This window comes from Leucobacter tardus (genome assembly GCF_017583045.1).
Classification (GTDB): Bacteria; Actinomycetota; Actinomycetes; order Actinomycetales; family Microbacteriaceae; genus Leucobacter; species Leucobacter tardus.
In genome coordinates this window covers 440,478-464,086 of sequence record NZ_JAGFBF010000001.1, presented here as the reverse complement: position 1 = coordinate 464,086, position 23,609 = coordinate 440,478, and the positions used below count along the sequence as shown (strand labels likewise).

At 70.4% G+C, this 23,609-nt stretch carries 17 protein-coding genes; 10 read left to right on the top strand and 7 right to left on the bottom strand.

Going from position 1 to position 23,609, the window contains the following annotated elements:
• Positions 1–27: 27 nt before the first annotated feature.
• From J4H85_RS02200 to J4H85_RS02185, 4 genes are all read left to right on the top strand, one after another.
• The gene (locus J4H85_RS02200; protein WP_208236464.1) at positions 28–2,952 is read left to right on the top strand and encodes an aminotransferase; all 2,925 of its coding nucleotides are present in this window, start codon (positions 28–30) and stop codon (positions 2,950–2,952) included.
• Between the two features lie 188 nt (positions 2,953–3,140).
• Complete coding sequence (locus J4H85_RS02195) at positions 3,141–4,553, top strand: APC family permease (protein ID WP_208236462.1); 1,413 nt, start codon at positions 3,141–3,143, stop codon at positions 4,551–4,553.
• A gap of 71 nt (positions 4,554–4,624) precedes the next feature.
• The gene (locus J4H85_RS02190) at positions 4,625–5,323 is read left to right on the top strand and encodes a SagB/ThcOx family dehydrogenase (protein WP_208236460.1); all 699 of its coding nucleotides are present in this window, start codon (positions 4,625–4,627) and stop codon (positions 5,321–5,323) included.
• A gap of 9 nt (positions 5,324–5,332) precedes the next feature.
• Positions 5,333–6,577 (top strand): NAD(P)/FAD-dependent oxidoreductase, encoded by a 1,245-nt coding sequence (locus J4H85_RS02185; RefSeq protein WP_208236458.1) that lies wholly within the window; start codon positions 5,333–5,335, stop codon positions 6,575–6,577.
• Positions 6,578–6,587: 10 nt separating this feature from the next.
• Here J4H85_RS02185 and J4H85_RS02180 read toward each other — a convergent pair whose 3' ends face one another.
• The gene (locus J4H85_RS02180; RefSeq protein WP_208236456.1) at positions 6,588–7,286 is read right to left on the bottom strand and encodes a helix-turn-helix transcriptional regulator; all 699 of its coding nucleotides are present in this window, start codon (positions 7,284–7,286) and stop codon (positions 6,588–6,590) included.
• 73 nt (positions 7,287–7,359) lie between these two features.
• Between J4H85_RS02180 and J4H85_RS02175 the strand changes: the two genes are divergently transcribed.
• Complete coding sequence (locus J4H85_RS02175; RefSeq protein WP_208236454.1) at positions 7,360–8,100, top strand: alpha/beta fold hydrolase; 741 nt, start codon at positions 7,360–7,362, stop codon at positions 8,098–8,100.
• A 75-nt stretch (positions 8,101–8,175) separates the two neighbouring features.
• A complete protein-coding gene (locus tag J4H85_RS02170; RefSeq protein ID WP_208236451.1) occupies positions 8,176–8,964 on the top strand; it encodes an SDR family NAD(P)-dependent oxidoreductase in 789 nt (262 codons plus the stop codon).
• Positions 8,965–8,990: 26 nt separating this feature from the next.
• Here the strand turns inward: J4H85_RS02170 and J4H85_RS02165 are convergent, their stop codons facing one another.
• From J4H85_RS02165 to J4H85_RS02140, 6 genes are all read right to left on the bottom strand, one after another.
• A complete protein-coding gene (locus tag J4H85_RS02165; protein WP_208236449.1) occupies positions 8,991–9,848 on the bottom strand; it encodes a CPBP family intramembrane glutamic endopeptidase in 858 nt (285 codons plus the stop codon).
• 76 nt (positions 9,849–9,924) lie between these two features.
• On the bottom strand, positions 9,925–11,820 hold the full coding sequence (locus tag J4H85_RS02160; RefSeq protein WP_208236447.1) for a YhgE/Pip family protein: 1,896 nt from the start codon (positions 11,818–11,820) through the stop codon (positions 9,925–9,927).
• The gene (locus J4H85_RS02155; protein WP_208236445.1) at positions 11,817–12,500 is read right to left on the bottom strand and encodes a hypothetical protein; all 684 of its coding nucleotides are present in this window, start codon (positions 12,498–12,500) and stop codon (positions 11,817–11,819) included. Before J4H85_RS02155 ends, J4H85_RS02160 begins: the two co-directional genes overlap by 4 nt.
• A gap of 228 nt (positions 12,501–12,728) precedes the next feature.
• Positions 12,729–13,751 (bottom strand): glycosyltransferase family protein, encoded by a 1,023-nt coding sequence (locus tag J4H85_RS02150; protein ID WP_208236443.1) that lies wholly within the window; start codon positions 13,749–13,751, stop codon positions 12,729–12,731.
• 20 nt (positions 13,752–13,771) lie between these two features.
• Entirely contained in the window at positions 13,772–14,719 is a 948-nt protein-coding gene (locus tag J4H85_RS02145) for a glycosyltransferase family 2 protein (protein ID WP_208236441.1), read from the bottom strand.
• Entirely contained in the window at positions 14,712–15,491 is a 780-nt protein-coding gene (locus tag J4H85_RS02140; protein ID WP_307863325.1) for a CDP-alcohol phosphatidyltransferase family protein, read from the bottom strand. The genes J4H85_RS02145 and J4H85_RS02140 overlap by 8 nt, the downstream gene beginning before the upstream one ends.
• Positions 15,492–15,541: 50 nt before the next feature.
• On the opposite strand from J4H85_RS02140, the gene J4H85_RS02135 reads away from it, so the two are divergent.
• The 4 genes from J4H85_RS02135 (at position 15,542) to J4H85_RS02120 (ending at position 23,609) form a co-directional block, all read left to right on the top strand.
• Positions 15,542–17,005, top strand: coding sequence for a glucosamine inositolphosphorylceramide transferase family protein (locus J4H85_RS02135; RefSeq protein WP_208236437.1), 1,464 nt, complete (start codon positions 15,542–15,544; stop codon positions 17,003–17,005).
• Positions 17,002–17,937 carry a glycosyltransferase family 2 protein gene (locus J4H85_RS02130; RefSeq protein WP_208236435.1) on the top strand — a complete coding sequence of 312 codons (936 nt, stop codon included), beginning with the start codon at positions 17,002–17,004 and terminating at the stop codon, positions 17,935–17,937. Before J4H85_RS02135 ends, J4H85_RS02130 begins: the two co-directional genes overlap by 4 nt.
• Positions 17,938–18,101: 164 nt before the next feature.
• Positions 18,102–18,641, top strand: a complete 540-nt coding sequence (locus J4H85_RS02125) for a DUF4352 domain-containing protein (RefSeq protein WP_208236433.1) — start codon at positions 18,102–18,104, stop codon at positions 18,639–18,641.
• A 15-nt stretch (positions 18,642–18,656) separates the two neighbouring features.
• A complete protein-coding gene (locus J4H85_RS02120; protein WP_208236431.1) occupies positions 18,657–23,609 on the top strand; it encodes a PKD domain-containing protein in 4,953 nt (1,650 codons plus the stop codon).

Genomic DNA, 23,609 nt, shown 5'->3' with positions numbered 1-23,609 from the left:
ATGTGACTCATGAGAGGACTGTGGTTCATGTTGGACGCTGCAACGAAGACGAACTGGCTGCTCGCCCGGCCCGAAGTTGACGAGGCCGAGGTGCAGCAGCTCGCGCAGCGCGCGTTCGGCGTGTCGGGCCGCCTGCGGGAGCTCGGCAGCCAGCAGGACCGCAACTTCCTCATCGAGAACGCGACCGGCACCAGCGCCCTGTTCAAGGTGAACCATCCGTCGGTGTCGGAGGACACGATCGCGCTGCAGGCGGCGGTGTCCGACCGTCTCAGGGAGCGCGGACTCGCCACCCCGGAGATCCTGCGCACCGCTGACGGCGCGCGCAGTGTCCCCATCGATGTCGACGGCTCCGACCCCGCGCGCGCCTGCGCGTTCGCACTGGTAGCGGGCGACACGCTCGCGGACGTCGCGGCGATGGACGGAGCTCTCGCGGAGGAGCTCGGCGCACTCGTCGGCCGGACCGTCCGCGCACTGGAGGACTTCACGCACCCCCACGCGGACCGCGAGATCCAGTGGGAGCTCACCCACGCTTCCGAGGTCGTGGAATGGCTCGTCGAGGATCTTCCCGAGGACCGCAGGCAGCAGTGCTCGGACGCGACCGCGGCGGCGGCAGCGCACCTGGACGCGCTCAGCGACCTCCCGAGACAGATCATTCACGGCGACCTCACGAGCGACAACATCATGCGCGACGCCGCCGGCACGCACTGGATCGTCGACCTCGGCGACACCGCCCGCTCCTGGCGCGTCGCCGAACTCGCGGTGCTCGCCGCCGACGTCATCGGCCGCACCGGAGATCTCACCCTCGTGAACCGTGCGGTGCGCGGCTTCGCCTCGGAGGTGACGCTCACCGACGACGAGATCGAAGCGATCTGGCCGCTCGTCGTGCTGCGCGGGGCAGTTCTCGCCGTGAGCGGGTGGAGCCAGTTGAGCATCGATCCCGACAACGCGTACGCCCGCGAGCGCATCGAGCACGAGTGGGAGGTCTTCGCGCAGGCCGCCGCGGTCGACCACGCCGAGGTCGTCGCGCAGCTGCGCCTCGCCGCCGGCCGACCGCACACCCGCGACGCCGCCTACGCGCCCCTGCTCGCGGACATCGCGCGCAGCGTCACGCTCGATCTCGGCGTGCGGAGCGAACGTCTCGACCGCGGCCGGTGGACGGCGCCGGGAGTCGAGATCGAACTCGCGCGCGAGGCGCTCGCGGGCGCACCGGTGGCGGTCGCCCGCTTCGGCGAGAGCCGCCTCTCCCGCGTCTCCTGCGAACTCGACGCACCCGCCGCGACGAAGTCGCGCTGCGTCGAGTTGTGGTCCCGTCCGGGCGTCGCCGTGCACGCCCCGTTCGCCGGCGACCTCGTGCAGGGCTTCGGTTTCGTCGAGCTCTCCGACGCCGGCATCACGCTCCGACTCGAGGGCGTGGATACCCCGATCGCAAGCACTCAGACGCACGTCGTCTCGGGGACGGTCATCGGTCGGGTTGCCCCGACCGCACCCGGCCTCGGCCGACTGCGCGTATCCCGGCGCGTCCTCGGCGCCGAGGCGGCGCCGCTGTTCGGCGCCCCGGGCGACGAATACGAGACGGCCGGCGCCGCCGATCCCTCGGCGATCATCGGCACCGAGCCGGTCGCCGACCCCATCCGGGAGTTGCGCCACGAGCGGCAGCGTCGGGACCACGCCATGGGTGGAGCCGCCGAGCGCTACTACGCCCACCCGCCGCAGATCGAACGCGGGTGGAACACCCTGCTCATCGACACCGAGGGCCGCGCCTACCTCGACCTGGTCAACAACGTCACGGCGATCGGGCACGCGCACCCGCGGCTGGCGGACGCCGTCGGCCGGCAGCTCAACCTGCTGAACACGAACTCCCGCTTCCTGTACGAGGCGTTCGCCGACTTCTCCGACAAGCTCCTCGCACACGCTCCGGATCCTTCGCTCGACACCGTTATTCCGGTGAACAGCGGATCCGAAGCGGTCGATCTCGCGATCCGTCTCGCCCAGGTCGCCACGGGCCGCACCGCGGTCATCGCCACACGCGAGGCGTATCACGGCTGGACGATGGCCTCCGATGCCGTGAGCACGTCCGCCTTCGACAATCCGGCAGCGCTCGCGTCACGCCCGGACTGGGTGCACCTCGTCGACGCCCCGAACGCCTACCGCGGTCCGTTCCGCGGCGCCGACGCCGGCGTGCGCTACGCCGCGCAGGTGGCCGAGGTCGCCGCGCAGCTCTCGGATGCGGATCGCGGCCCTGCCGCGTTCATCTGCGAGACGGTGCTCGGCAACGCGGGCGGTGTGATCCCGCCGGAGGGGTACCTGGCCGGCGCGTACGATGCCGTCCGAGCCGCCGGCGGGCTCGTGATCGCCGACGAGGTGCAGGTCGGGTACGGCCGCCTCGGCGAGGCGTTCTTCGGCGCGACCATGCAGGGCGTCGTGCCCGACATCATCGCCGTCGCCAAGGCCGCCGGAAACGCGTACCCCGTCGGCGCGGTGATCACGAAGCGGTGGATCGTCGACGCGATGCGTCGCGAAGGCATGTTCTTCTCCTCGGCGGGCGGGGCTCCCGCCAGCGCGGTGGCCGGTTCCGTCGTGCTCGACGTCATTCGCGAGGAGCAGCTGCAGGAGAACGCGCGCGTCGTCGGCGCCCACCTCTCCGAAGCCCTGTCGCGCCTCGCGACGCGGCACGCGCTGATCGGCCCCGTCCACGGCCGCGGCCTCTACCTCGGCGTCGAGTTGATTCGCGACCACGACGAGCGCACACCGGCGGTGGAGGAGACGGCGTGGATCTGCGAGCGACTGCTCGACCACGGCATCATCATGCAGGCCACGTCCGAGCGGCAGAACGTGCTGAAGGTGAAGCCGCCGATGACCCTCACGATCGCGGAAGCCGACGTCTTCGTCGACGCCCTCGACCGCACGCTGCGCGAGCTCGACGAGAAGCGAGGATCCACGATGACGAGTTGAGACATTCTCGGCGAAACTCACGGTTTCGCGGCGCTATGATCACCTATCGGGGTTGCGCGCAGCCCCCGCACCACCCGCTGATTTCCTTCCCACCCCCACGCTGATCACCGACGACGAGGTCGGGGCGAGCTCGACGCTCGTCCCGCACCCAGCGCCCAGCACTCATCGACGAACATCGGAGTTTCGACATGACGAATACCGCCGCACCCCCGCGACTGCAACGTGCGCTGGGCCTCACCGGGCTCACGCTCTTCGGCATCACCTACATGACGGTCATCACCGTCTTCACCACCTACGGCATCGTGAACCAGGTGACGGACGGTCACCTCCCGGCGGCGTACGTCGTCGCCGTCATCACGATGCTGTTCACCGCGCTGAGCTACGGCGCCATGGTGAAGCGCTACCCGGTCGCCGGATCGGCCTACACCTACACGCAGCAGTCGTTCGGCGGCGGCGTGGGCTTCCTCACCGGCTGGGTGATGCTGCTCGACTACCTGTTCATCCCGATGATCAACTTCATGCTGATCGGCATCTACATGAACACGCAGTTCCCGGCGGTTCCGGTGTGGGTGTTCACCCTCGCCGCGCTGCTGCTCGTGCTCGTCTTCAACGTGCTCGGCATCAAGCTCGTGAACCGGGCCAACTTCATCATCATCGCGCTCTCCATCGTGCTCGTCGTCGTCTTCATGACGCTCTCGTTCAAGCAGTATCTCGGCGGCGATCAGGCCGTCGGAATCGCTGAACCGTTCGCCCTCGGCAGCGGCGGCATCGGCGCGATCGCCGCGGGTGCGGCGATCCTCGCCCTGTCCTTCCTCGGGTTCGACGCGGTCTCGACCCTGTCGGAGGAGGCGAAGAACCCGCGCCGCGACATCCCCCGCGCCATCGTGCTCGCCACGCTCCTCGGCGGGTTCTTCTTCATCATCGTCTCGTGGGCAGGCGGGCTCGCGTTCTCGCCCGACTGGGCCACGCTCACCGAGCCCCAGATCGAGGCGGCCGGCACGACCGTCATGGAGAGCTTCGGCACCACCTGGCTGCCCTCGTTCTTCGTGGCGATCTACGTCGTCGGCGCGTTCGGATCGGGCATGACCGGTCAGGTGTCCGTCTCGCGCATCCTGTACGCGATGGGCCGAGACGGCATGCTTCCGAAGCCGCTCTCCCGACTGCACCAGCGCTTCGGCACCCCGGTCGTCGCCGCCATCGTCGTCTCCTTCTTCGCGCTCGGCGGGCTGTTCCTCTCGCTCGACACCGTGGCCTTCATGATCAGCTTCGGAGCGCTCGCCGCGTTCGCGATGGTGAATCTGTCGGTCATCCGCACCTACCTCTTCCCGAAGGGCGGCGGGCGGGCGCGCAGCGCCGGGGCGTGGATCCGGTACGGCCTGCTGCCGCTGATCGGGTTCGGGCTCACGATCTGGTTGTGGACGTCGCTGCAGGCGCTCACCTGGCTCGTCGGCGGCATCTGGGTCGCCGTCGGCGTCGTCATCATCGCGATCGTCACGGGCGGGTTCAAGCGTCCGGTACCGAAGATGGACTTCTCCGAGAACGAGCCGAGCACCGAGCAGATCGATCAGCTGGCGCAGGAGTATCCGCTCGAACCGCGGTGACCTCGTGTGCGGGTTCGGTCGGTTCCGGCCGGACCCGCACGCGGTGGACGAGTATGGGACCATGGGTCCTCATGGCCACCAGTGACGCACCTGCCGGTTCGGGATCAGGATCGCCGTCGAGCCTCGCTGCGCCCGACGGCCAGGTGATCCCCCTCGCATCGGGATCGACCGGCACGCTGGCGGATGTCCTGCGCGGGCGGCGATCGACCAAGTCGACGCCCGGTGGCAGCCTCCCGGGCGGAGCGCTCGCCGACCTGCTCGTGCAGACCGTCGGCGAGCGCCCCGACGGCACCCGCCCGTACGGCTCGGCGCACGCACGGTACGACGTCCGGGTCACGGTGATCGCAGCGGAGGTCCGCGGGGTTGCGGCGGGGGTCTACGAGTACGATCCGCCCCGAACCGCGCTGCACCTCCGGGAACGCGGCGATCACCGCTCGTCTCTCGCCGCCGCGACGATCGACGGTGCCTGGATCGACGCGTGCCCGCTGATCCTCATGCTCACCGCCGATCTCGGTGCGGCGAGGGAGGCGTTCGTCGCGCAGGCCCCGGACAGAGGCGAGCAGTTCTGCTGGCTCGAAGCGGGACTCCTGACGCAGAACATTCACCTCTGGGCGAGCGAACGGAGTCTCGGCACCGTGTTCATCGGGGGACTCCGTTCCCGAGAGATGCAGAATCTCAGCCGCGCCTGGACCCCCGACGGGCACACGGTGCTCGGTCTGCTGCCGGTGTGCCACCCGATTTCGGTGCCGACGGTCAGCACCTCGCCCTAGAGTGAGGCGATGAGCACCACGCAGTCGGCAGAGAGCACCACGCAGCGCACGACGGAGCCCCGTGACGAGGTGAGCGTCCTCGTCATCGGCGGCGGCAATGCCGGTCTCTCGGTCGCGGGACGTTTGCTCGCGGACGGCGCGACCGACGTCGCCATCGTCGAACCGCGCGACGAGCATCACTACAAGCCGCTGTTCTCGTACGTGGCGGGCGGCACGGCCAGGGCGAGCGAGACCCGGCGCAGCCAGCGCAGTCTGACGCCGCGCGGGGCGCGGTGGGTGCGCGACTCCGTGGTCGCCGTCGACCCCGAGCACAGCACGGTCGACCTCGCATCGGGGTCCACGATCGCCTATGAGCACCTCGTCGTCTGCCCGGGAATCCAGTACGACTGGGATGCGGTGCCCGGCCTCGCCGCAGCGATCGAGACCCCGGACGTGGCCTCCAACTACACACTCGAACTCGCGGTGAAGGCGTCTCCGCTGCTGCGCGACACGACCCGGGGCACCGTGGTGTTCAGCCAGCCGGCGGGACCGGGATCCTGCGTCGGGGCGATCCAGAAACCCATGTATCAGGCGTGCGACTACTGGCGGGCTCGCGGGGTGCTCGATGCGATCCGCGTGGTGCTCGTCGTGCCCGATGCAACCGTGTTCGGCATCTCGCAGATCGACGCGGAACTCGATCGCAAGATCCGCGAGTACGGCATCGAACTCATCACGGAGAGCGAGATCACCGAGGTCCGGTCGAGCGAGCGCGTCGTCGACATCTCGTCGCGCGACGGCGAGCGCTCGCAACGGCTCTCCTACGACGCCCTCATCGTCGAGCCCCCGCAGAGCGGGCCGGACTGGATCGCGCAGACCGGACTCACCGCCGACGGTCTCGACGGCTTCGTCGAGGTGGATGCGCACACGTTGCGGCACCCGCGCTTCCCGAACGTCTGGTCGCTCGGCGACGCCGCCGCGACCCGGAATTCGAAGTCGGGCGGGGCCATCCGTGAGCAGTCTCGCGTCGTCGCCGACAACATTCGCGCCGTGCAGCGGGGCGGGTCACCCACTGCCCGCACCACCGGCTACGGGGTCTGCCCCTTCACCGTGTCGCGCTCGACGGTGGTGTTCGCCGAGTTCGACGATCAGCGCCGTCTCACCCCGACGTTCCCGCTGCCCGGCGGCCTCATGCGCGAGCGGCGCCTGACCTGGCTGATCGACCGCCACCTCCTGCCGCGCATCTACTGGAAGCTCATCACGCAGGGCCGCGCGTAGCGGCACACGCTCACTCCGCGCGTCCGTGCACCGGCGCCGCATCGGCCGGTGGTGCACCGACCTCGGCGACGGTGTGACCGGTGCACGGCGCGCGCGTCACACTCGCTCGGGTGACGCGTGCCACGGCGAACCACCGCATGGCGTCGCGCAGCCGACACCACCCCACCAGGTACCACCGACCGTTCGTGCAGGCGAAGAGCACCGGTTCCACGTCGCGAGTGGTCGTCACCCCGCTCCCCGCGGTGTAGCGCAGGCGAACGACGCGCTGTTCGGCCATCGCTTCTTCCAGCGCCGACCTGATCGCACGCGTGGGCTGCGCTGGCGTGTTCACCCATACCCGGTCGGCGAGCGATTCGGCGCGCTCGCGCGTGCGCGGATCGAGTACCGCGACGATCTTGCGGACGCCGGCCGTCGCGAGGTCGGCGTACGGAGCGTCTCGCGCGGCGGCCACCGCGGTCATGAGCGCGACGGCCTGTGCGGGCGAGAGATTCACGGGAGGCAGCGATGCGCCAGGGGCGAGACCGTACCCGCCGCCGGGGCCCGGACGCGACCACACGGCCCCGCCTCCCCGTTCGAGCGCCGCGATGTCGCGCTTGATCGTGCGGACCGAGACCGCGAACTCTCGAGACAGCCGCTCCGCCGTCACACCACGCGACCCGCTGCGACGCAGCATCTCCGAGATCGCGTGGAGCCGCTCCGCGCGTTTCACCGTCGCTCACGATCACTATTCATGACATGAATAGTGACACACTCCTGTCCGTCGCGGGAGTGAGAGTAGACCTATGACGAACCTCACCCCTACTCCTCCTCTCCTGCTCATCCCCGGTCACTGGCTCGGCGCCTGGGCCTGGGATGACCTGCTCCCCCACCTCGAGGTCGACGCCACTCGCGTGAGCGCCATCACTCTCCCGGGACTGGATGCCGACGATGACGCCCGAGCGACGCGAACGGTCGCGGATCAGGCGGCGGCGATCCTCGAGGCCATGACCGGACTCGGTGCGTCCCACGAGGATCCAGCCGTGCTCGTCGCGCACAGCGGAGCGAATGCGCCCGTCAGCCTCGTACTCGACCAGCACCCTGCTCGGGTGCGTCGCGTGGTCTGGGTGGACTCGGGGCCCCTCGCGACGGGAACCGCGTTCGCCCCGGACTTTCCGGACGCCGCCGCCGACCTGCCCCTGCCGCCGTTCGATGCACTCGCTCAGCAGGCGAGTCTCGACGGACTGAGCCCGAGCCACCTCGAACGGTTTCGCACGCGTGCGGTGCCCGAACCCGGGCCGGTCATCCGCGAACCGATCGTGCTGACGAACGCCGCCCGACGTGCGGTGCCGACCACGCTCGTCTGCTGCTCGATCACGAGCGCACAGGTGCGCGAGTGGGCGAACGGGGGTCATCCGATGTTCGCCGAGGTCGCGCTGCTCGAACACGTCGAGACCATCGACCTGCCGACCGGCCACTGGCCGATGTGGAGTCGGCCCCGCGACCTCGCGGCCGTCATCGCGTCTGCGGTGTGCGGATCAGTGTGAGGAGTACACCGTGTTCCGCGCCGAAGCACTAGTGTCGCTCGTGTACGCCGTTTCACCGACGAAAGACGAGCCCACATGGAATCGACGACGACGTCTGCCCCCTCACGCGTCGCACTGATCACGGGCGCCGGCGGCGCCGACGGCATCGGGTTCGCAGCCGCCCGCGCGCTGGGCGATGCCGGGCACCGGGTCGTGATCGCCTCGACGACGGATCGCATTCACGACCGCGCGGCAGAACTCCACGCGCGGGGCGTCGAGGCGCTCGCCGTCACCGGTGACCTCACGCGTGCGGCGGAAGCCGAGGCAGTCGTAGCGCGCGCGGTCGCAGCGTTCGGCCGGATCGATGTGCTCGTGAACAATGCGGGCATGACCTCGATCGACGATCCCGACACCCCCGCTGGCATCGAGCACATCTCCGCAAGTCAGTGGGACGGCTCGCTGCGCAGAAACATCGACACCATGTTCCACATGACGCGCGCCGCAACCCCGGCGCTCCTCGACAGCGGGTCCGGTCGTATCGTCAACGTCGCCTCGCTGTCCGGTCCGGTGACCGCCTACCGCGGGGACGTGGCCTATCACGCTGCGAAGGCCGCGGCCCTCGGGTTCACGCGCTCCGTCGCCATCGATCTGGCGGACCGCGGCGTCACCGTGAACGCGGTCGCCCCCGGCTGGATCGCCACCGGATCGTCGACCGCACACGAACTGCAGATGGGCGCCCACTCCCCCGTCGGGCGCCCGGGGACACCCGACGAAGTCGCGAGCCTCATCGCGTACCTCGCCTCGCCGACCGCGTCGTACCTCACCGGGCAGATCATCGTCGTCGACGGCGGCAACTCGATCGTCGAGGAGCACGGAACCCGCTGAGTGCCGCCTCCCCGCCTGCGGAGCCGTTATCCGTGCACGACGTGCACGAGAACCGGCCACCCGTTGACGATGAGGTGCGCCGTCACGATCGCGGCGAAGTTCCGGTACCGCCACCAGAGGACACCCATGAGCAGGCCGAAGGATCCCTGGCTCACCACGACGCGCGCGATGTCGACTGCGATCGCTCCCGAACCGTGCGAGCCGAGATGCATGAGCGCGAACGCCAACGATGCTACAGCGATTCCGGGCCAGGGTCCGAGACCGGCCTCGAGCCGGGTCTGCAGCCAACGCCGGTAGAACAGCTCCTCACCGAGCCCAGCGGTGATGGCGGTGGCGGCCGCCGAGATCGCGAGCACGAGCGGGTCGATGCCGCTCAGATCGTGCTCCGGATTCCACGGGGCGATCTGAGAGAGCAGGACCCACACCGTGATGACGAGAGCGGGGGCCCACCAGCGCCACGCACCCGGAACACGGACGATGCGAACGCCTCGGAGCACGCCCACGACGATCGCCGGCACCACGATGAGCAGCAGGAGTTTGGCCACCACGTAGTCCTCGCCTCCCGCGATGCCCAGGACGCTGACGATCAGTGGAAAGGCCCCCGCGAGGGCGAGGAGCAGCCACGTCGATGCATGAAATCTTGGAGTGGACACCACGAGTGCAGTTTGACGCCGAGGCGACGGGGGAAGCAGCAGCGCGAGTACGATACCGACCGCTGCGGGCAGCAGTACCACCCACCACGGCACGGTCGGTGCGCCAGGGTCCGCGGACATCGGTGCCCCTGCGGGAAGCGCGATGAGCACGGTCACCAGCGAGACCGCGGCGATGGAGACGCACGCGGCGAGCAGCAGTCGGCCGACGCGCGCGTGCTGCGAAGCATGCATCGTGCTCATTGTGCCCGCTGCCGGAGGCATGCACATCCTGCGAACGAACGAGGAACGCGACGGGCGACGAGCCGCGCTACCCGATGAGACTCGGCTGCAGGTCCTTCAGCGTGCGCGAACGCATGGTGCGCGACACCCCGATGATGGAGACGAGGATCGCCGCGACGAGCACGAGCACGAGTTTCAGCGCGTCCTGGCCCGCTGCACCGACGTCTCCGCCGTACATCAGCTGACGCAGTCCGTTCACGGCGAACGACATCGGCAGATAGTGGTGGAGCGCGGCGAGCGGTGCGGGCAGCGTCTGCCACGGGAACGTGCCTCCCGCAGTCACCAGCTGCACGACCATCAGCACCAGACCGAGGAACTGGCCCACGCTGCCGAACCAGACGTTCAACGCGAGGATGATCGCGGCGAAGGTGACCGATGCCAGCGCCATGAGTCCGTACGCCGGCCACGGGTGCACCACCTGGAACCCGAGGGATCCCGCCACGATGCCGAACAGCGCCGCCATCTGCACGGCACCGAGCATCGCCGGCGTCGCCCATCCGGCGATCGCGACGCGCACCGGCGCGTGCAGCGCCGTCATCGCTCGGCGCGAGACCGGTTTCAAGATGAGGAAGAGCGCGTAGATGCCGATCCACGCCGCGAGACTCACGAAGAACGGGGCGAGCCCCGCGCCGTAGGTGCCGGCCGACGTCACCTTCGACGTCTGCACGTCGACGGGGTTCGCGATGTTCGCCGCCTGCTCCTTGCGCAGTTCGGCGCTGCTGTCCGGCAGCTGATCGACTCCGTCAGAGAGGCCATCGCGCAGCTGACCGATGCCGGTCTGCAGATCGCCGAGTCCCGCGTCGAGCTGGTTCGCCCCGGTTTCGAGTTCACCGAGCCCCGCATCGAGCTGGGTCGCTCCGTCGGCGGCACTCGCGATCCCCGCGGCGAGCTGCGGCGTGGCGTTCGCGAGCGTCCGAGACCCGTCGGCCACCTGCTGCGATCCCGCGGCGAGCGTGTTCAACTGCTGGCTGGCGCCCTGCACCCGGGTGTTCGCGTCGCCCACGACCGCGCCGGCCCGGGTGAGCCGGTCGCCGACCTGATCGATCACGTCGGCGTCGACCCCGGCGTCGCGCAGATCGTTCAGCACCGCATCGCGATCGGCGGCCAGCCGGTCGGTCGCCTGCTGACTCGCCCCGGCCACCTCGCGCCCGAGCTGCGCCACCTCTGCGTTGCCCTGCGCGACCTGCGTGGCGCCGTTCGCCAGCTGCTCGGTCTGCGCCGGCAGATCGCGGGTGCCGTCGCGCAGCGTGCCGAGGCCGCTCGCGAGCTCACCGGCACCGTCGTGCGCCTGCGCCGTGCCCGCGGCGAGCTGGTCGGCGCCGTCCTTCGCGGTGGCCGCCCCGTCGGCGAGCTGCGCGGCCCCGTCGCGCGCGTCCACCAGGGAGACCCGGATCTCGGCGATGCCGTCGAGCATCGTCTTCGCGGCCTCCTGGTTGACCGAGCGCACCACCTGCTCACGGATCTGCTTCACCGCCTGCTCGCCGATCGTCGAGGCGAGATAGCTGTTCGCGTCGTTGGTGGTGAGAATCACCTCCGCCTGCCGCGGGTCGTCGGTCTGCGACGACTCAAGCGACGCCGTGAAGTCTTTCGGGATCGTGACGGAGAAGTCGTACGCGCCGCCCTCGACTCCCTGCTCGGCATTCGCCTCGCTGACGCGATGCCAGTCGAAGCTCCCGTCCTCGATGAGGTTCTCGGCGACATCGTCGCCGATCGAGCGCACCTCGTCCCCGTGCTGCACGCCCTCGTCGGCGACGACGAGCGCCACCGGCACCTGGTCGAGACGCGCGTACGGATCCTGATTCGCCCAGAGGTAGAGACCGCCGTAGAGCAGCGGCACGCACATGAGCGCGACGAACGCGATGCGCGCCATCGGGGTCGCCCAGAGTCGCGCGAACTCGGCGCGGATGAGCTGCGGAATCTTCATCGGCCGTCCTCCTCGATCTGCCCGAGCGTCTCGTCGGGCAGTGCGTGCTCGCCGACCAGCGGCATCACCTCTCCGGTGCCCCACCCCGCGGGTTGCGCGGCGATCGCGGCGCGCGCCGCGCGTCCCGCGATGACGAGCACTGCCGGCCCCTGGTCCGCCAGCCCGCAGGCGATCGACCACCACTCCTCCGGGTCGCCGCCGTGCCGGTCGGGTGAGACGAGCACAATGCCCTCGACCCCCGGCCGCTGCAACGCGAGCTCGCTCAGGGCGCGGATCCGCAGTCCCGGCGCGAGGTCGGCCATCGGCGTGCGACCCTGAGCCGTCGCATCGAGGCGATCGAGTTCGCGGCGCACCGCGAACGGCCCGTTCGGCCGGCCGGCGAACATGAGCTCTTCGGCGACGACCTCGCCGAGTCGCACATCGCCGTGCGGCTCGCTGACGTCCGGGGCGTCGACGAGGGCGATTCCCCGGCGCAGTCCGCGCCGGTTCTCGACGCCGTCGAGCGTGACCTCACCCGCGTCCGGCTTCATGCGACCGGACACGATGAGGCCGAGCACGGTCGGTCGCTGTGCCGTCTCCACCTCGATGAAGACGGCCGTCCCCGATCGCCACACGATGTCGGTCGGCGGCAGCGCACGGTCCTTCGGCCCCTTGCTCACCGCGGTTGCGCGCACACGCATCGGCTCTCCCCCTCCGCGGAACGCCGACGCCGCTTCGCGCGATCCGCATGTCCGTTCCGCGTCGGGGCACGGGTGCATCCGTGAGATCGCCGACGAGGCGCACACCAGTATCCGCCTGCGACCCGCATTCGGCAAATCGATTGTGCGGTCCCGCCGATGCCGGCCCAGCGGATCACCTCATCAGGGGTTTCCCGCCTCGATCACGTTCGCGGGGCGGTCGCCCCCGGTTCACCCTGAGCGTTTCACGCGCACCGCCTCGCGGAAGGCGGCGGCGTGCGCGGACCCGGCGTCCGCCCACTCGCGACGCGAGAGGTCGGGTCGCCCGGTCAGATCCGCCGCGGCCGTGCGCGCCGCGAGCAGCTGCGCACCGTCGAGCTCGCCGTCGTACCGGATCACCCACGCCTCGCCGACCTCGGCGGCGAGCGCATCGTTCGCTTCGTTGCGCGGCACGAGGACGGGGCGGTCGAGCGACAGGGCGGCGAGCACGCTGCCCGAATTGTGCATGAATCGGTAGGCGAGCACGGTGATCTCGGACGAGGTCACGATCTCGACGAGTTCGGCGTCGCTCAGAAAATCGAGGTGCAGGGTGACGCCGGGCAGGTGAGCGGCTCGAGCCGTCAGCTCCTGCCCGAGTTCGGGCGTCGTCGGCCGGCCTCCCCCGCGCAGGGTGAGCATCGGCTCGTGCGCGACCGCTGCGGCGTAGGCATCGATGAACGTCTCCATGCCCTTGTACCGACGGATGCCGCCGAAGGTGCAGAGCCGACCCCGCACTCGGTCCGCGTGGGGGTAGGGCGCGTACCAGTCGCGGTAGTGGCCGTGCAGGATCAGGCTGTGGGGCGTGCCCTCGGGCAGCGGGGTCGTGGTGTTCAGCACGATCCGGTAGTCGGTGTGCGCGTCGATGCGGCGCAGGATCCAGAGACGCACCGGGGTGTCGTCGGGCAGGGCGATGTTGTGCACCGTGCGGACCACGGCGATGCGGCGCGAGAAGGTGTGTCGCAGGAAGAGCAGGAAGGTGAGCAGGGTGAGGACCGCCGACTTCCACCACGTGCTCCCGTGCAGCTTCACCTCGGGCCAGTGCCAGTGGAACGCGTCGTACCGGCCGAGCAGGGCGGCCGGCCACGAGAACCGCAGATGCTCGATGCCTGCGGTCGCGCCGAGCGCCTCGTCGAGCATCTTGTTGTAGGGGTTCGTGGTGGGTCTCGGCACGCCGAGCGACTGCATGACCCGCAGCGCGGGGGTGGGCTCTGACATGGGTCTCCGCTTCTCGGCGCTCACCGCTGGTACTCCTCGAACATGGTCCCCCGTGCGGCGGCGAGCATGCCGGCGCCGCGGTGCGCGGTCCGTCGCCCGCGGGCGTCATGCGCGAGGGTGCGCGTCAGGCGCCCGACGCCGGCACGCGCAGCGCCGAGCACGACGCGAGCAGTTCCTCGAACGAGCACCCGCAGCGTGACGCCCCAGCGCGCCGGCCGCGTCGACTCGGCGGCTTCGGCCAGCCGGATGCGCGCCTCGACGTTGCCGTGGGCGAACGCGCGACGCAGCAGCGCGCGCCGGGTCAGCCGATCCGGATCGATGTGGTCGATCGCCACGGACTCCTCGCACCACACGATCGTGCCGCCCCGCCGCACCAGCTCGCGCGTGAACACGCTGTCCTCACCGCCCGCGAGCCCGAGTCGGTCGTCGAAGTCGATGCCGAGTCGTCGCACCACCCGCAGGTCGAGCAGCAGGTTGCCGGTGGCGGCGATGGACAGCCGGGTTCCCGTCGCACGCGAGGGGCGGTGAAAGTATCCGCCGGCCCGCACCCACGGGTCGACGTCGTCGGGAAACCGCGTGACGACCCGGCCCATCACGGCCGCGGCGCCCTCGCGCTCGCGCGTCTCGAGCAGGGCGGAGAGCCAGTGCGGTTCGGGCACCTCGTCATCGTCGATGAATGCCAGCAGGTCGTCTGGCGCGGACTCGGCGAGCGCCCGGCTGCGCGCCGCGGCGATGCCGGGCACGTCCTCCCGCACATACGTCAGGTCGAGCGCATCGGGGGCCGCCCGTGCGACCGCCTCAGCCGACCCGTCGGGGTCGTTGTCGATGACGAGCACCCGGCACGCGCCGAGCATCGCGGCCTCCGCGAGTCGCGGCGGCAGTCCCTCGAGGAGGTCGGCGAGGCGATCCGGCCGCCGAAAGGTCGGGATCGCGACGACGACGGACGGCAGACCCCCGCGGTCATCCACGCGCGATCCCGCCGAGTTGCCGGTACCACTTCGCGAGCGCGAGTACCAGGAAAGCCGCGTTGCAGACGAGCATCACGGTGTAGACCGCGAAGAACACGAGCGGAAGCCCGAGCAGCAGGAACACCAGGCAGAACAGTCCGTAATCGGACGGCAGGATCAGGATCGCCCGCAGGATCCCCGTCGACGCGGGCGGCGCCCCGGTGCCGCCGGGCACGGCGCGCACGAGCAGGTCGCGCTCCATCATGCCGAAGAACAGCAGGCTGTCGACGACGAGGTACGCGATGGGCACGAGCAGCCAGGCGACCGGGAGCTCGAAGAATCGGTGCGCGCTGATGAGGATCGCGACGTGGATCGTGAGCACTTTCGCGGCGTCGACGGTGTGATCGAGCCACTCCCCCTGCAGGCTTCCTCCGCCGCGGAGCCGCGCCAGCTGGCCATCCGCCGAATCCAGCGCATAGCCGAGCACCAGGAGGGCACTCACGATGACCCCCAGCCACCATGTCGGCGGCAGCAGGGCGACGAGCAGGATCGCCGTGAAGGTGCACGCGGCGCTCCGGAACGTCACCCCGTTCGGGGTCCACCCCCTGACGGAGGCGAACGCGGCGAAACGGCGACCCAGGGGACGGTTCACGAGACGCGAGTAGAGCGGGGTTCCGGCCGACGGCTTCTGCGCGGCGCGCAGCCGATCGAGCGCGGCGCGGTAGCCGCTCACCACTCCATCGTCCGTGCGCACCGATCCCCCGCCGTCGTCTTCGACCGCCCGATTTCGCACCGAGCTGGATTGAGTATAGTCGGGGCAGGGCATGGCGTTGAAGGAGACGAATGCGAATCGAGTTGCTGCTGAGCGCGGGTCTGCAACGCCGTTGGCATGAGGACCTCGTGCGCCGGCTCCGCGCACTGCCCGAGTGCTCCGTCGACGTGCGTCTCCAAACCGCCGCGCCTTCCCGCGCTTCCCGCCGGCTGGCTCGACTCCTGACGCTGGAGCGTCTGCTGCACCGGCTTCCCCGGGGCGGCATGGCGCGCGGTCGCCTCACCGCGACGGTCGCCGCGTCCGGTGTCGAGCGCACCGCGGCCGATGTCACGCTCGACCTCACCCCGTCGCCCGCCACGCACCACTGGCGAGTGCTCTATGACGGAAATCCCGGCGAAGAGGCCGCGGTCGACGCGCTCCGATCGGGCCGGCTGCCGGTCGTCACGGTGGTGGACGGCGCGGGCGAGGTGCGCGCGGAGGGTCGCCCGGGCAGTGAGACGCCCGGTCTGCTGGCGACCGCGCTTCCCGATATCGGTGCCGGCACCGTCACGCTGATCGCCGGCGCGCTCGCCGGCACACCGTTCGCGGCGCCCGTCCGCGACCGTACAGCCCCCGCTCGCACGCGCTCGTTCACCGAGATCGGCGCCCGCCGCCTCCTCGGCTGGGCGATGCGCCTCGTCTACCGCCGGGTGTTCCGCACCCCGCACTGGCGGGTCGGCTGGCGTCGTCACGCCGGTCTCGGAACCGTGACGACCACCGCACTACCGCGGGCGGGTTGGCACGATCTGCCCGACGACGGGGTCCACTTCTACGCCGACCCGTTCCCGTTCGCGCACGACGGGCAGACGGTGCTCTTCGTCGAAGACTTCGACCATCGCGTGCAGCAGGCGGTCATCTCCGCGGTGCCGATCGGACCGGACGGACCCGTCGGCGCCCCGGTGCCGGTGCTCACGCACGAGGTGCACCTCTCGTACCCGTGCGTGCTCGCCCACGCCGGCGAGGTCTGGATGATCCCGGAGACCTCGAACGCGCGCACCGTCGAGCTGTACCGGGCCCTGGAGTTCCCCTGGACCTGGGAGCGGCACAGCGTGCTGCTCGACGACGTCGTCGCGAGCGATGCCACACCGTTCCTCCACGAGGATCGCTGGTGGTTGACCGCGACCGTCGGCACCGGCGGATCGTTCTCGGATGGACTCTGCCTCTGGTCGGCGCCGGAGCTCTGGGGCCCCTGGACGCCGCACGCTCAGAACCCCGTGCTCGTCGACATCGCGAGCGCCCGGCCGGCGGGCCGCGTCGTGTCCGACGGCACCCGGCTGCTGCGCCCCGTGCAGGACTGCCGCGACGGCTACGGCGCCGCGATGGCGGTCGCCGAGATCACGCGGCTCGATGACGACGGATTCGACCAGCGCGTCATCGCGCACTACCGGCCCGGCGATGGGTGGAGCGGATCGCGCGTCCACACCCTGAACACCGGCGGCGGCATCGAGACGATCGACGGCTCCCGGCTGTCGCCCCGCTTCCGGCGGCGGCGATGACGGGGGACGACGAGCTGGCGAGCCTCGCCGTGCTCGTGGTGAACTACGGATCCCACGACGTCGTCGAGGAGAACCTCGTGCGGTCGCTCGGCGAGGAGTTCCCCGGCCAGGTCGTCGTCATCGACAACTTCAGCACCGATGCCGAGCGCGAAGCGATCGCCGAGGCGTGCGCGGGGTACGGCTGGACGCTGCTCCCGCTCCCGACGAACGAGGGGTTCGGCGGCGGCAACAACCGCGGCGCCGAGCTCGCCCTCAGCCGCGGAGCCACCGAACTGCTCCTGCTGAACCCCGATGCCTGGATCACGCTGCCGACGATCCGCCGGATGCAGCAGCAGGTGCGTGCCGACCCCTGGCTCCAGCTCGCTCCGACAGTGCTGCGACCCGACGGCAGCCTGTACGCGGCAGAGGTCGACCTGCACCTCGCACACGGTGAAATGCGCGCGACGAGCCGGCGACCTGCGGACGCCGATCCCGCACGGATTCACACCTGGGTGAGCGGCGCGTGCTGCATGCTGAGTGCCGATCTCTGGCAGCGTCTCGGCGGATTCGATGAGGACTACTTCCTGTACTGGGAAGACGTCGACCTGTCGCACCGCGTCGTGCTCGCGGGCGGATCGGTGCGCGTGGACCCCGCACTCACGGCGGTGCACGACGAGGGCACCACGCACCGCTCCGCGGGCGAAGAACGCGCCAAATCGCCGATCTACTACTACTACAACACCCGGAATCGGCTGCTCTACGCGGCGAAGTTCCTGCCCCGAACCGCCGGGTGGCGCTGGGTCCGCGCGACGCCCCGCATCTCGTACCGCGTGCTCTTGCAGGGCGGCCGCCGTCAATTCGTCCACCCGCGTCGCTCGCTGTGGCCGGCGCTCACCGGCAGTCTCGACGGGATCCGGCTGTGGAGGGCGCGCTCCGCAGCACCCCGCCGCTGACCGTTATCGGGGTCAGGGACAATTACTGAAAGTCGTTGCCCGACCCGAAATCTCGCTCCTACCATGCGATATCGGTCATCGCAGCGAGACGGGGATCTCGACCGCGTCGACCGCCGACGAAGGTAGACGGCGTCATGTCGAGCAGTAGGGGTCAGGGGACACGTGTGTGGCTGTCAGCAGCCATCGCGTTCGCCGCAGTCATCGGGTCGGCGGGATGTTCGGCGCAGGCCGACGCACCCGACACGACCACCGTCGCGAACCAGCCGGAACCCTCGGCCGGTGAGCTCGGGCCGACCGCCGCACCGGAGCTGCCGGTCGTCGAGGGGTCGAGCGACGAGCAGATCGACCTCGACACCGACGTGTCCGTGACGATCGATGAGATCACCACGACGACGGTCACCGCCGAGACGCCGGGCGACATGGCCGGCACGGCCGCCGTGATCACGGTCACGGTCGCGAATGCGTCATCCGAGGCGCTGAACGTCGACTCCGCCGTGGTCTCTCTCGAGGCCGACGGCGGCGAGCACGGCATCGGCACGAACACTGGCGATGCCGCGCCGTTGACCGGAGACGTGGAGCCCGGCGACAGCGCGACGGGGACCTACCTCTTCCTCCTCGAACCTGCCCACGACCGCGACATCACGGTCAGTGTGAACTCCGCCGCGGGCGAGCCCGTCGCGCAGTTCACCGGACGCACGCCCTGAACAATGGAGGACGCCATGTCATTTGGTGGACGCGGTCTGCGGGCCGTTCTCGCGACGGTCACGACCACCGCCCTGGTGGCCGGGGCGATGGTCCTCGGCATCGGCGGTGCGCCAGCATCGGCGGCCGACCCGCAGCCGTCGCCTCCCCCGCTGCTGCAGCGGGACGAGAACGTCGCCACGAGCGATCCGCTGCCGACGGTGCAGATCGACGGCGGGTACGTGTGGGCCCAGGCCACCTCGGGCACCACCGTCTACGCGGTGGGCAAGTTCGACAACGCGCGCGCCGCACTCGCGGCACCGGGCACCTCGCTCACACCGCGTTCGAACGTGCTGGCGTTCGACATCAACACCGGCGGTCTGCTGCCGTTCGCCCCCCAGGTCGAGGGCGTCGTAAAAGCGGTCGCCGCCTCCCCCGACGGGAGCCGCATCTACATCGGCGGTTCGTTCAGCAAAGTGAACGATCAGCCCCGGTACAACTTCGCCGCGCTCGACGCCCGGACGGGCGCACTGCTGCCCGGCTTCTCGGCCTCCATCGGCGGCACCGGCGTGTACGCGCTCGCGGCCGACGCCGACGCCGTCTACGTCGGCGGTCTCTTCACGCAGGCCAACGGCACCGCGCGCAAGAACGTCGCGGCGTTCGCGGCGTCGAACGGCGCGCTCCGGGCCGACTGGGACTCGCAGACGGATCAGCAGGTCGACGCGATGGTGCTCGACCCCGACGGCACGCACGTCGTGTACGGCGGCCGGTTCTCCGACGTCGACGGCAACGGCAAGTGGCGCGGCCTCGTCTCGTTCGAGCGCGCCACCGGTCAGATCAACGAGACCTGGGCCGGCACCGAGAAGGTCAAGAACGGCTGGGGCTCGGGCAACACCCGAGGCAAGGCGGGCATCTACGGGTTGAACGCCGACAGCAAGGCCGTCTACGGCACCGGGTGGGTCTACGCCGACGCGGCGACCGGCAACCTGGAAGGCATCGTGGCGCTCAACTCGTCCTCAGGCGGCACGAAGTGGATCGCCGACTGCCTGGGCGATCACTACGGGGTCTACTCGACCGGCACGGTCGTCTACTCGACGACGCACACGCACGCCTGCAGCACGATGAACCTGTGGCCCGAGCAGAATCCGCGCGACCACAAGTACATCCACGCCATGACCGCCGAGGTGGGCGGCACGCTCGGTCGCCAGCCGGCGGCAGGCTCCACCTACAAGGACTGGCAGGGCGAAGCCGCCCCGTCGGCGTACGCGTGGTACCCCGACTTCTACACGGGAGACTCCTCGCGCACCGGCATGGGGCAGGCTGGCCTCTCGATCACGGGCGCAGGCGATGTCATCTCGGTCGCCGGCGAGTTCCCGGGTGTCAATCAGGGCCGGTACGAGGGCATCGTGCGCTTCTCCACGAAACCCTCCACCGGCGCGAAGGACGGGCCGCGCGTGCGCACCACCGGCAATTGGGGCGCCCCGACCGCGTCGACGGTGATCCCCGGCCGCATCCGACTCTCGATCGCGGGCACCTGGGATCGCGACGACCGCGACCTCACCTACGAACTGACGCGCAGCGGCCGCAGCGGCGTGATCGACACCGTCACGAAGTCGAACGGGTGGTGGAACGTGCCGTCGATCCGGCTCACCGACCCATCGGTGCAGGCGGGCCAGTCCTACACCTACCGGATCACGGTGAAGGACGGGGACGGCAACACCGTCACCAGTGAACCCGTGACCGCCACGGCGAGCTCGGACGCCGCCACGGCCTACACGAGCGCGGTCATCGACGACGGCGCCGACCTCTACTATCCGCTCGGCGACAGCGCGGCCGACTGGGCAGGCACGAACCCGCCCACCTTCGGATCGAGCGTGCAGGCCGAGCAGCCGGGCGCCGTCAAGGGATCGACCACCGGGTTCTCGAACTTCGACGGCACGTCGAACGGCCGCGTCTCATCATCGTCGCGTCCGGCGACGCCGACGGAGTTCACGACCGAGCTCTGGTTCAAGACCACCTCGACGCGCGGCGGCAAACTCATCGGCTACGGCAACGCGCAGAGCGGATCCTCGTCCTCGTACGACCGGCACATCTACATGCGCAACGACGGCCGTTTGAACTTCGGCGTCTATCCGGGCTCCACGAAGATCGTGACCTCGGCGTCGTCCTACAACGACGGCAAGTGGCATCAGGCCGCGTCCTCCCTGAGTAAGGACGGCATGAAGCTCTACGTCGACGGGCAGCTCGTCGCCGCAGACCCGAGCGTCACGAGCGGCGAAGGCTTCTCGGGATACTGGCGGATCGGCGGGGACAACCTCGGCAGCTGGCCCGACCGGCCGCAATCGGACTGGCTCTCCGGGTCGATCGACGAGGTCGCGGTGTATCCGACGGCCCTGACTTCGGCACAGGTGTCGACCCACTACGCCATCGGCTCGGGCCGACAGGCGCCCACCGCGAGCTTCACTGCAGCGGCCGAGGATCTCTCCGTCAGCTTCGACGGGTCGGCCTCGACCGTCGCCGAGGACGGCAGGCTCACCGAGTACGCCTGGGACTTCGGCGACGGAACGCCGACCGTCTCGGGATCGGCGCCGACCACCACCCACGCCTACGCGAAGGCCGGAACGTTCACGGCGACGCTCACGGTGCGCGACGATCGCGGACTCGTCGGGTCAGCGCAGCGGACCGTGACGGTGCAGGCGCCGAACACGCCCCCGACCGCCGCGTTCTCGACGACGGCCCGAGGGCTCACCGCCACCGTGGACGGGTCGGCGTCGAGCGATCCCGACGGCTCGATCGCCTCCTACTCCTGGAACTGGGGTGATGACAGCCCGGCGGGATCGGGCGCGCTCGCCACCCACGCCTACACCGCAGCGGGCACCTACCCGGTCACGCTGACCGTCACCGACGACCGCGGGGCCAAGACCAGCGAGACCCACCAGGTGACCGTGACGCACGCCGACCCGGTACCCGCGTTCACCGCTGCAGCGGCGGGCCTCACCGTGTCGACCGACGCGACCGGCTCGACCGCCTCGGACGGCGCAACGCTCGCCTACGCGTGGAACTGGGGCGACGGCACACCCGCCACGACCGGCGCACGCGCCTCGCACGAGTACGCGAAGTCGGGCACCTACGAGATCACCCTCACCGCGACCGACAGTCTGGGCGCCAGCGCGCAGACCCGTCGCGAGGTGACGGTCGAGTCGACGCGCTACGCCGCGCAGGACGACTTCGACCGCGTGGTCTCGAGCGGGTGGGGAACGGCCCCGTCCGGAGGGCTCTGGACGACCATGCTCGGGTCGGCGAACGTCGCCTCGACCAACGGCACGCACGGCGTGCTCAGTCTCTCCCCGGGCAGCACGCGGCAGATGGCGCTGCAGAGCCTCTCGGCGAAAGACACCGAGACGGCGCTCGACTACCGGATGGGGTACGGTCCGACGACGGGGTCCGGCTACGTCGGCGCGACGCTCAGACAGAACGGAAGCGCCGGGTACTCGGTGAGCGCGTGGCACCGCACCAACGGGACCGTGTGGCTGGTCGCCCAGCAGGGCACGACCGTCATCGGCACCCAGGCGGTGTCGGGGCTCAGCTGGAAGCAGGGCGACGAGTTCAGTCTCAAGGCCGAGGTGACCGGGTCGAACCCGACGACCCTCCGCGCCAAGATCTGGCCGCGCGGCGGTGCCGAACCGCAGAGCTGGCAGTTGAGCACGACGGACGCGACGGACGCGCTGCAGCAGGCGGGATACGCATCGGTGCGCTACAACCTCGCCGGATCGGCGACCGCCGTCGGACCCGTGTCGTTCGACCGCGTGACCGTGCGCGACCTGAACGCGCCGCCGCCGAACGCGCCGCCCGTCGCGGGGTTCACCTCATCGACCTCCGGCCTCACGGTCGCGGTCGACGGCAGCACCTCCACCGACACCGACGGCAGCATCGCCTCCTACCGCTGGGACTGGGGCGACAACACCCCGGCCGGATCCGGGAAGACCGCGACCCACGCCTACGCCGCAGCCGGCGAATACGACGTCACCCTCACCGTCACCGACAACCAGGGCGCCACGCACTCGACCGCGAAGAAGGTCACCGTCACACCGCCACCCGCCAACGTTCCGCCCGTCGCCGCGTTCACTGCGTCGGTGTCCGAGCTCACGGTCGCGGTCGACGGCAGCACCTCCGCCGACACCGACGGCAGCATCGCCTCCTACCGCTGGGACTGGGGAGACAACACCCCGGCCGGATCCGGGAAGACCGCGACCCACGCCTACGCCGCAGCCGGCGAATACGACGTCACCCTCACCGTCACCGACAACCAGGGCGCCACGCACTCGACCGCGAAGAAGGTCACCGTCACGGTCACCCCGCCCCCGGCCGCGGGACCGCTGCTGAAGGACGCCTTCGAGCGGACCGCGACGGCCTCGTGGGGCACCGCAGAGGTCGGTGGACCGTGGACCATCACGGGGGGCACGGCGGCGGCATCGGTCTCGGGCGGAGCCGCGCGCCTGAACCTCGGTGCCGGCAGCACCCGCACCGGCATGCTCACCCAGAGCCCGCTGCGCGAGTACACGGCGCAGGTCGACCTCTCCTCGAGCGCCGGCTCCGACACCGGCGCCGTGTACGCCGGAGTGGTGGCCCGCGACACCGGGTCGGGCTCGTACCTGGTGCACGCCTGGCTGCGACCGAACGGAACGGTGTGGCTGGTCGCGCAGCGCGGGACCACGGTGCTGCAGACGTCGACGCTGTCGGGTCTCACGTACAGCGCCGGGGACACCTTCACCCTCAAGGTGGAGGTCACGGGAACCGATGCGACCCAGCTCAAGGCGAAGCTCTGGAAGAGCGGGGCGACCGAGCCGAGCGCCTGGCAGCTCACGGCGCAGGACGCCGATCCCGGGCTGCAGGCCGCGGGAGCTCTCGGGCTGCGCGCCAGCCGCACGAGTTCCTCCACCGCACCCACCGGCATCGCGTTCGACAACTTCGTCGTCTCGAAGATCGGCTGA

Coding starts and splice junctions, on each gene's coding strand:
- J4H85_RS02170 (WP_208236451.1), top strand. CDS start 8,176: ATGGAATCGACGACGACGTCTGCCCCCTCACGCGTCGCACTGATCACG.
- J4H85_RS02165 (WP_208236449.1), bottom strand. CDS start 9,848: ATGCATGCTTCGCAGCACGCGCGCGTCGGCCGACTGCTGCTCGCCGCG.
- J4H85_RS02155 (WP_208236445.1), bottom strand. CDS start 12,500: ATGCGTGTGCGCGCAACCGCGGTGAGCAAGGGGCCGAAGGACCGTGCG.
- J4H85_RS02160 (WP_208236447.1), bottom strand. CDS start 11,820: ATGAAGATTCCGCAGCTCATCCGCGCCGAGTTCGCGCGACTCTGGGCG.
- J4H85_RS02135 (WP_208236437.1), top strand. CDS start 15,542: ATGCGAATCGAGTTGCTGCTGAGCGCGGGTCTGCAACGCCGTTGGCAT.
- J4H85_RS02185 (WP_208236458.1), top strand. CDS start 5,333: ATGAGCACCACGCAGTCGGCAGAGAGCACCACGCAGCGCACGACGGAG.
- J4H85_RS02150 (WP_208236443.1), bottom strand. CDS start 13,751: ATGTCAGAGCCCACCCCCGCGCTGCGGGTCATGCAGTCGCTCGGCGTG.
- J4H85_RS02195 (WP_208236462.1), top strand. CDS start 3,141: ATGACGAATACCGCCGCACCCCCGCGACTGCAACGTGCGCTGGGCCTC.
- J4H85_RS02190 (WP_208236460.1), top strand. CDS start 4,625: ATGGCCACCAGTGACGCACCTGCCGGTTCGGGATCAGGATCGCCGTCG.
- J4H85_RS02120 (WP_208236431.1), top strand. CDS start 18,657: ATGTCATTTGGTGGACGCGGTCTGCGGGCCGTTCTCGCGACGGTCACG.
- J4H85_RS02200 (WP_208236464.1), top strand. CDS start 28: ATGTTGGACGCTGCAACGAAGACGAACTGGCTGCTCGCCCGGCCCGAA.
- J4H85_RS02130 (WP_208236435.1), top strand. CDS start 17,002: ATGACGGGGGACGACGAGCTGGCGAGCCTCGCCGTGCTCGTGGTGAAC.
- J4H85_RS02175 (WP_208236454.1), top strand. CDS start 7,360: ATGACGAACCTCACCCCTACTCCTCCTCTCCTGCTCATCCCCGGTCAC.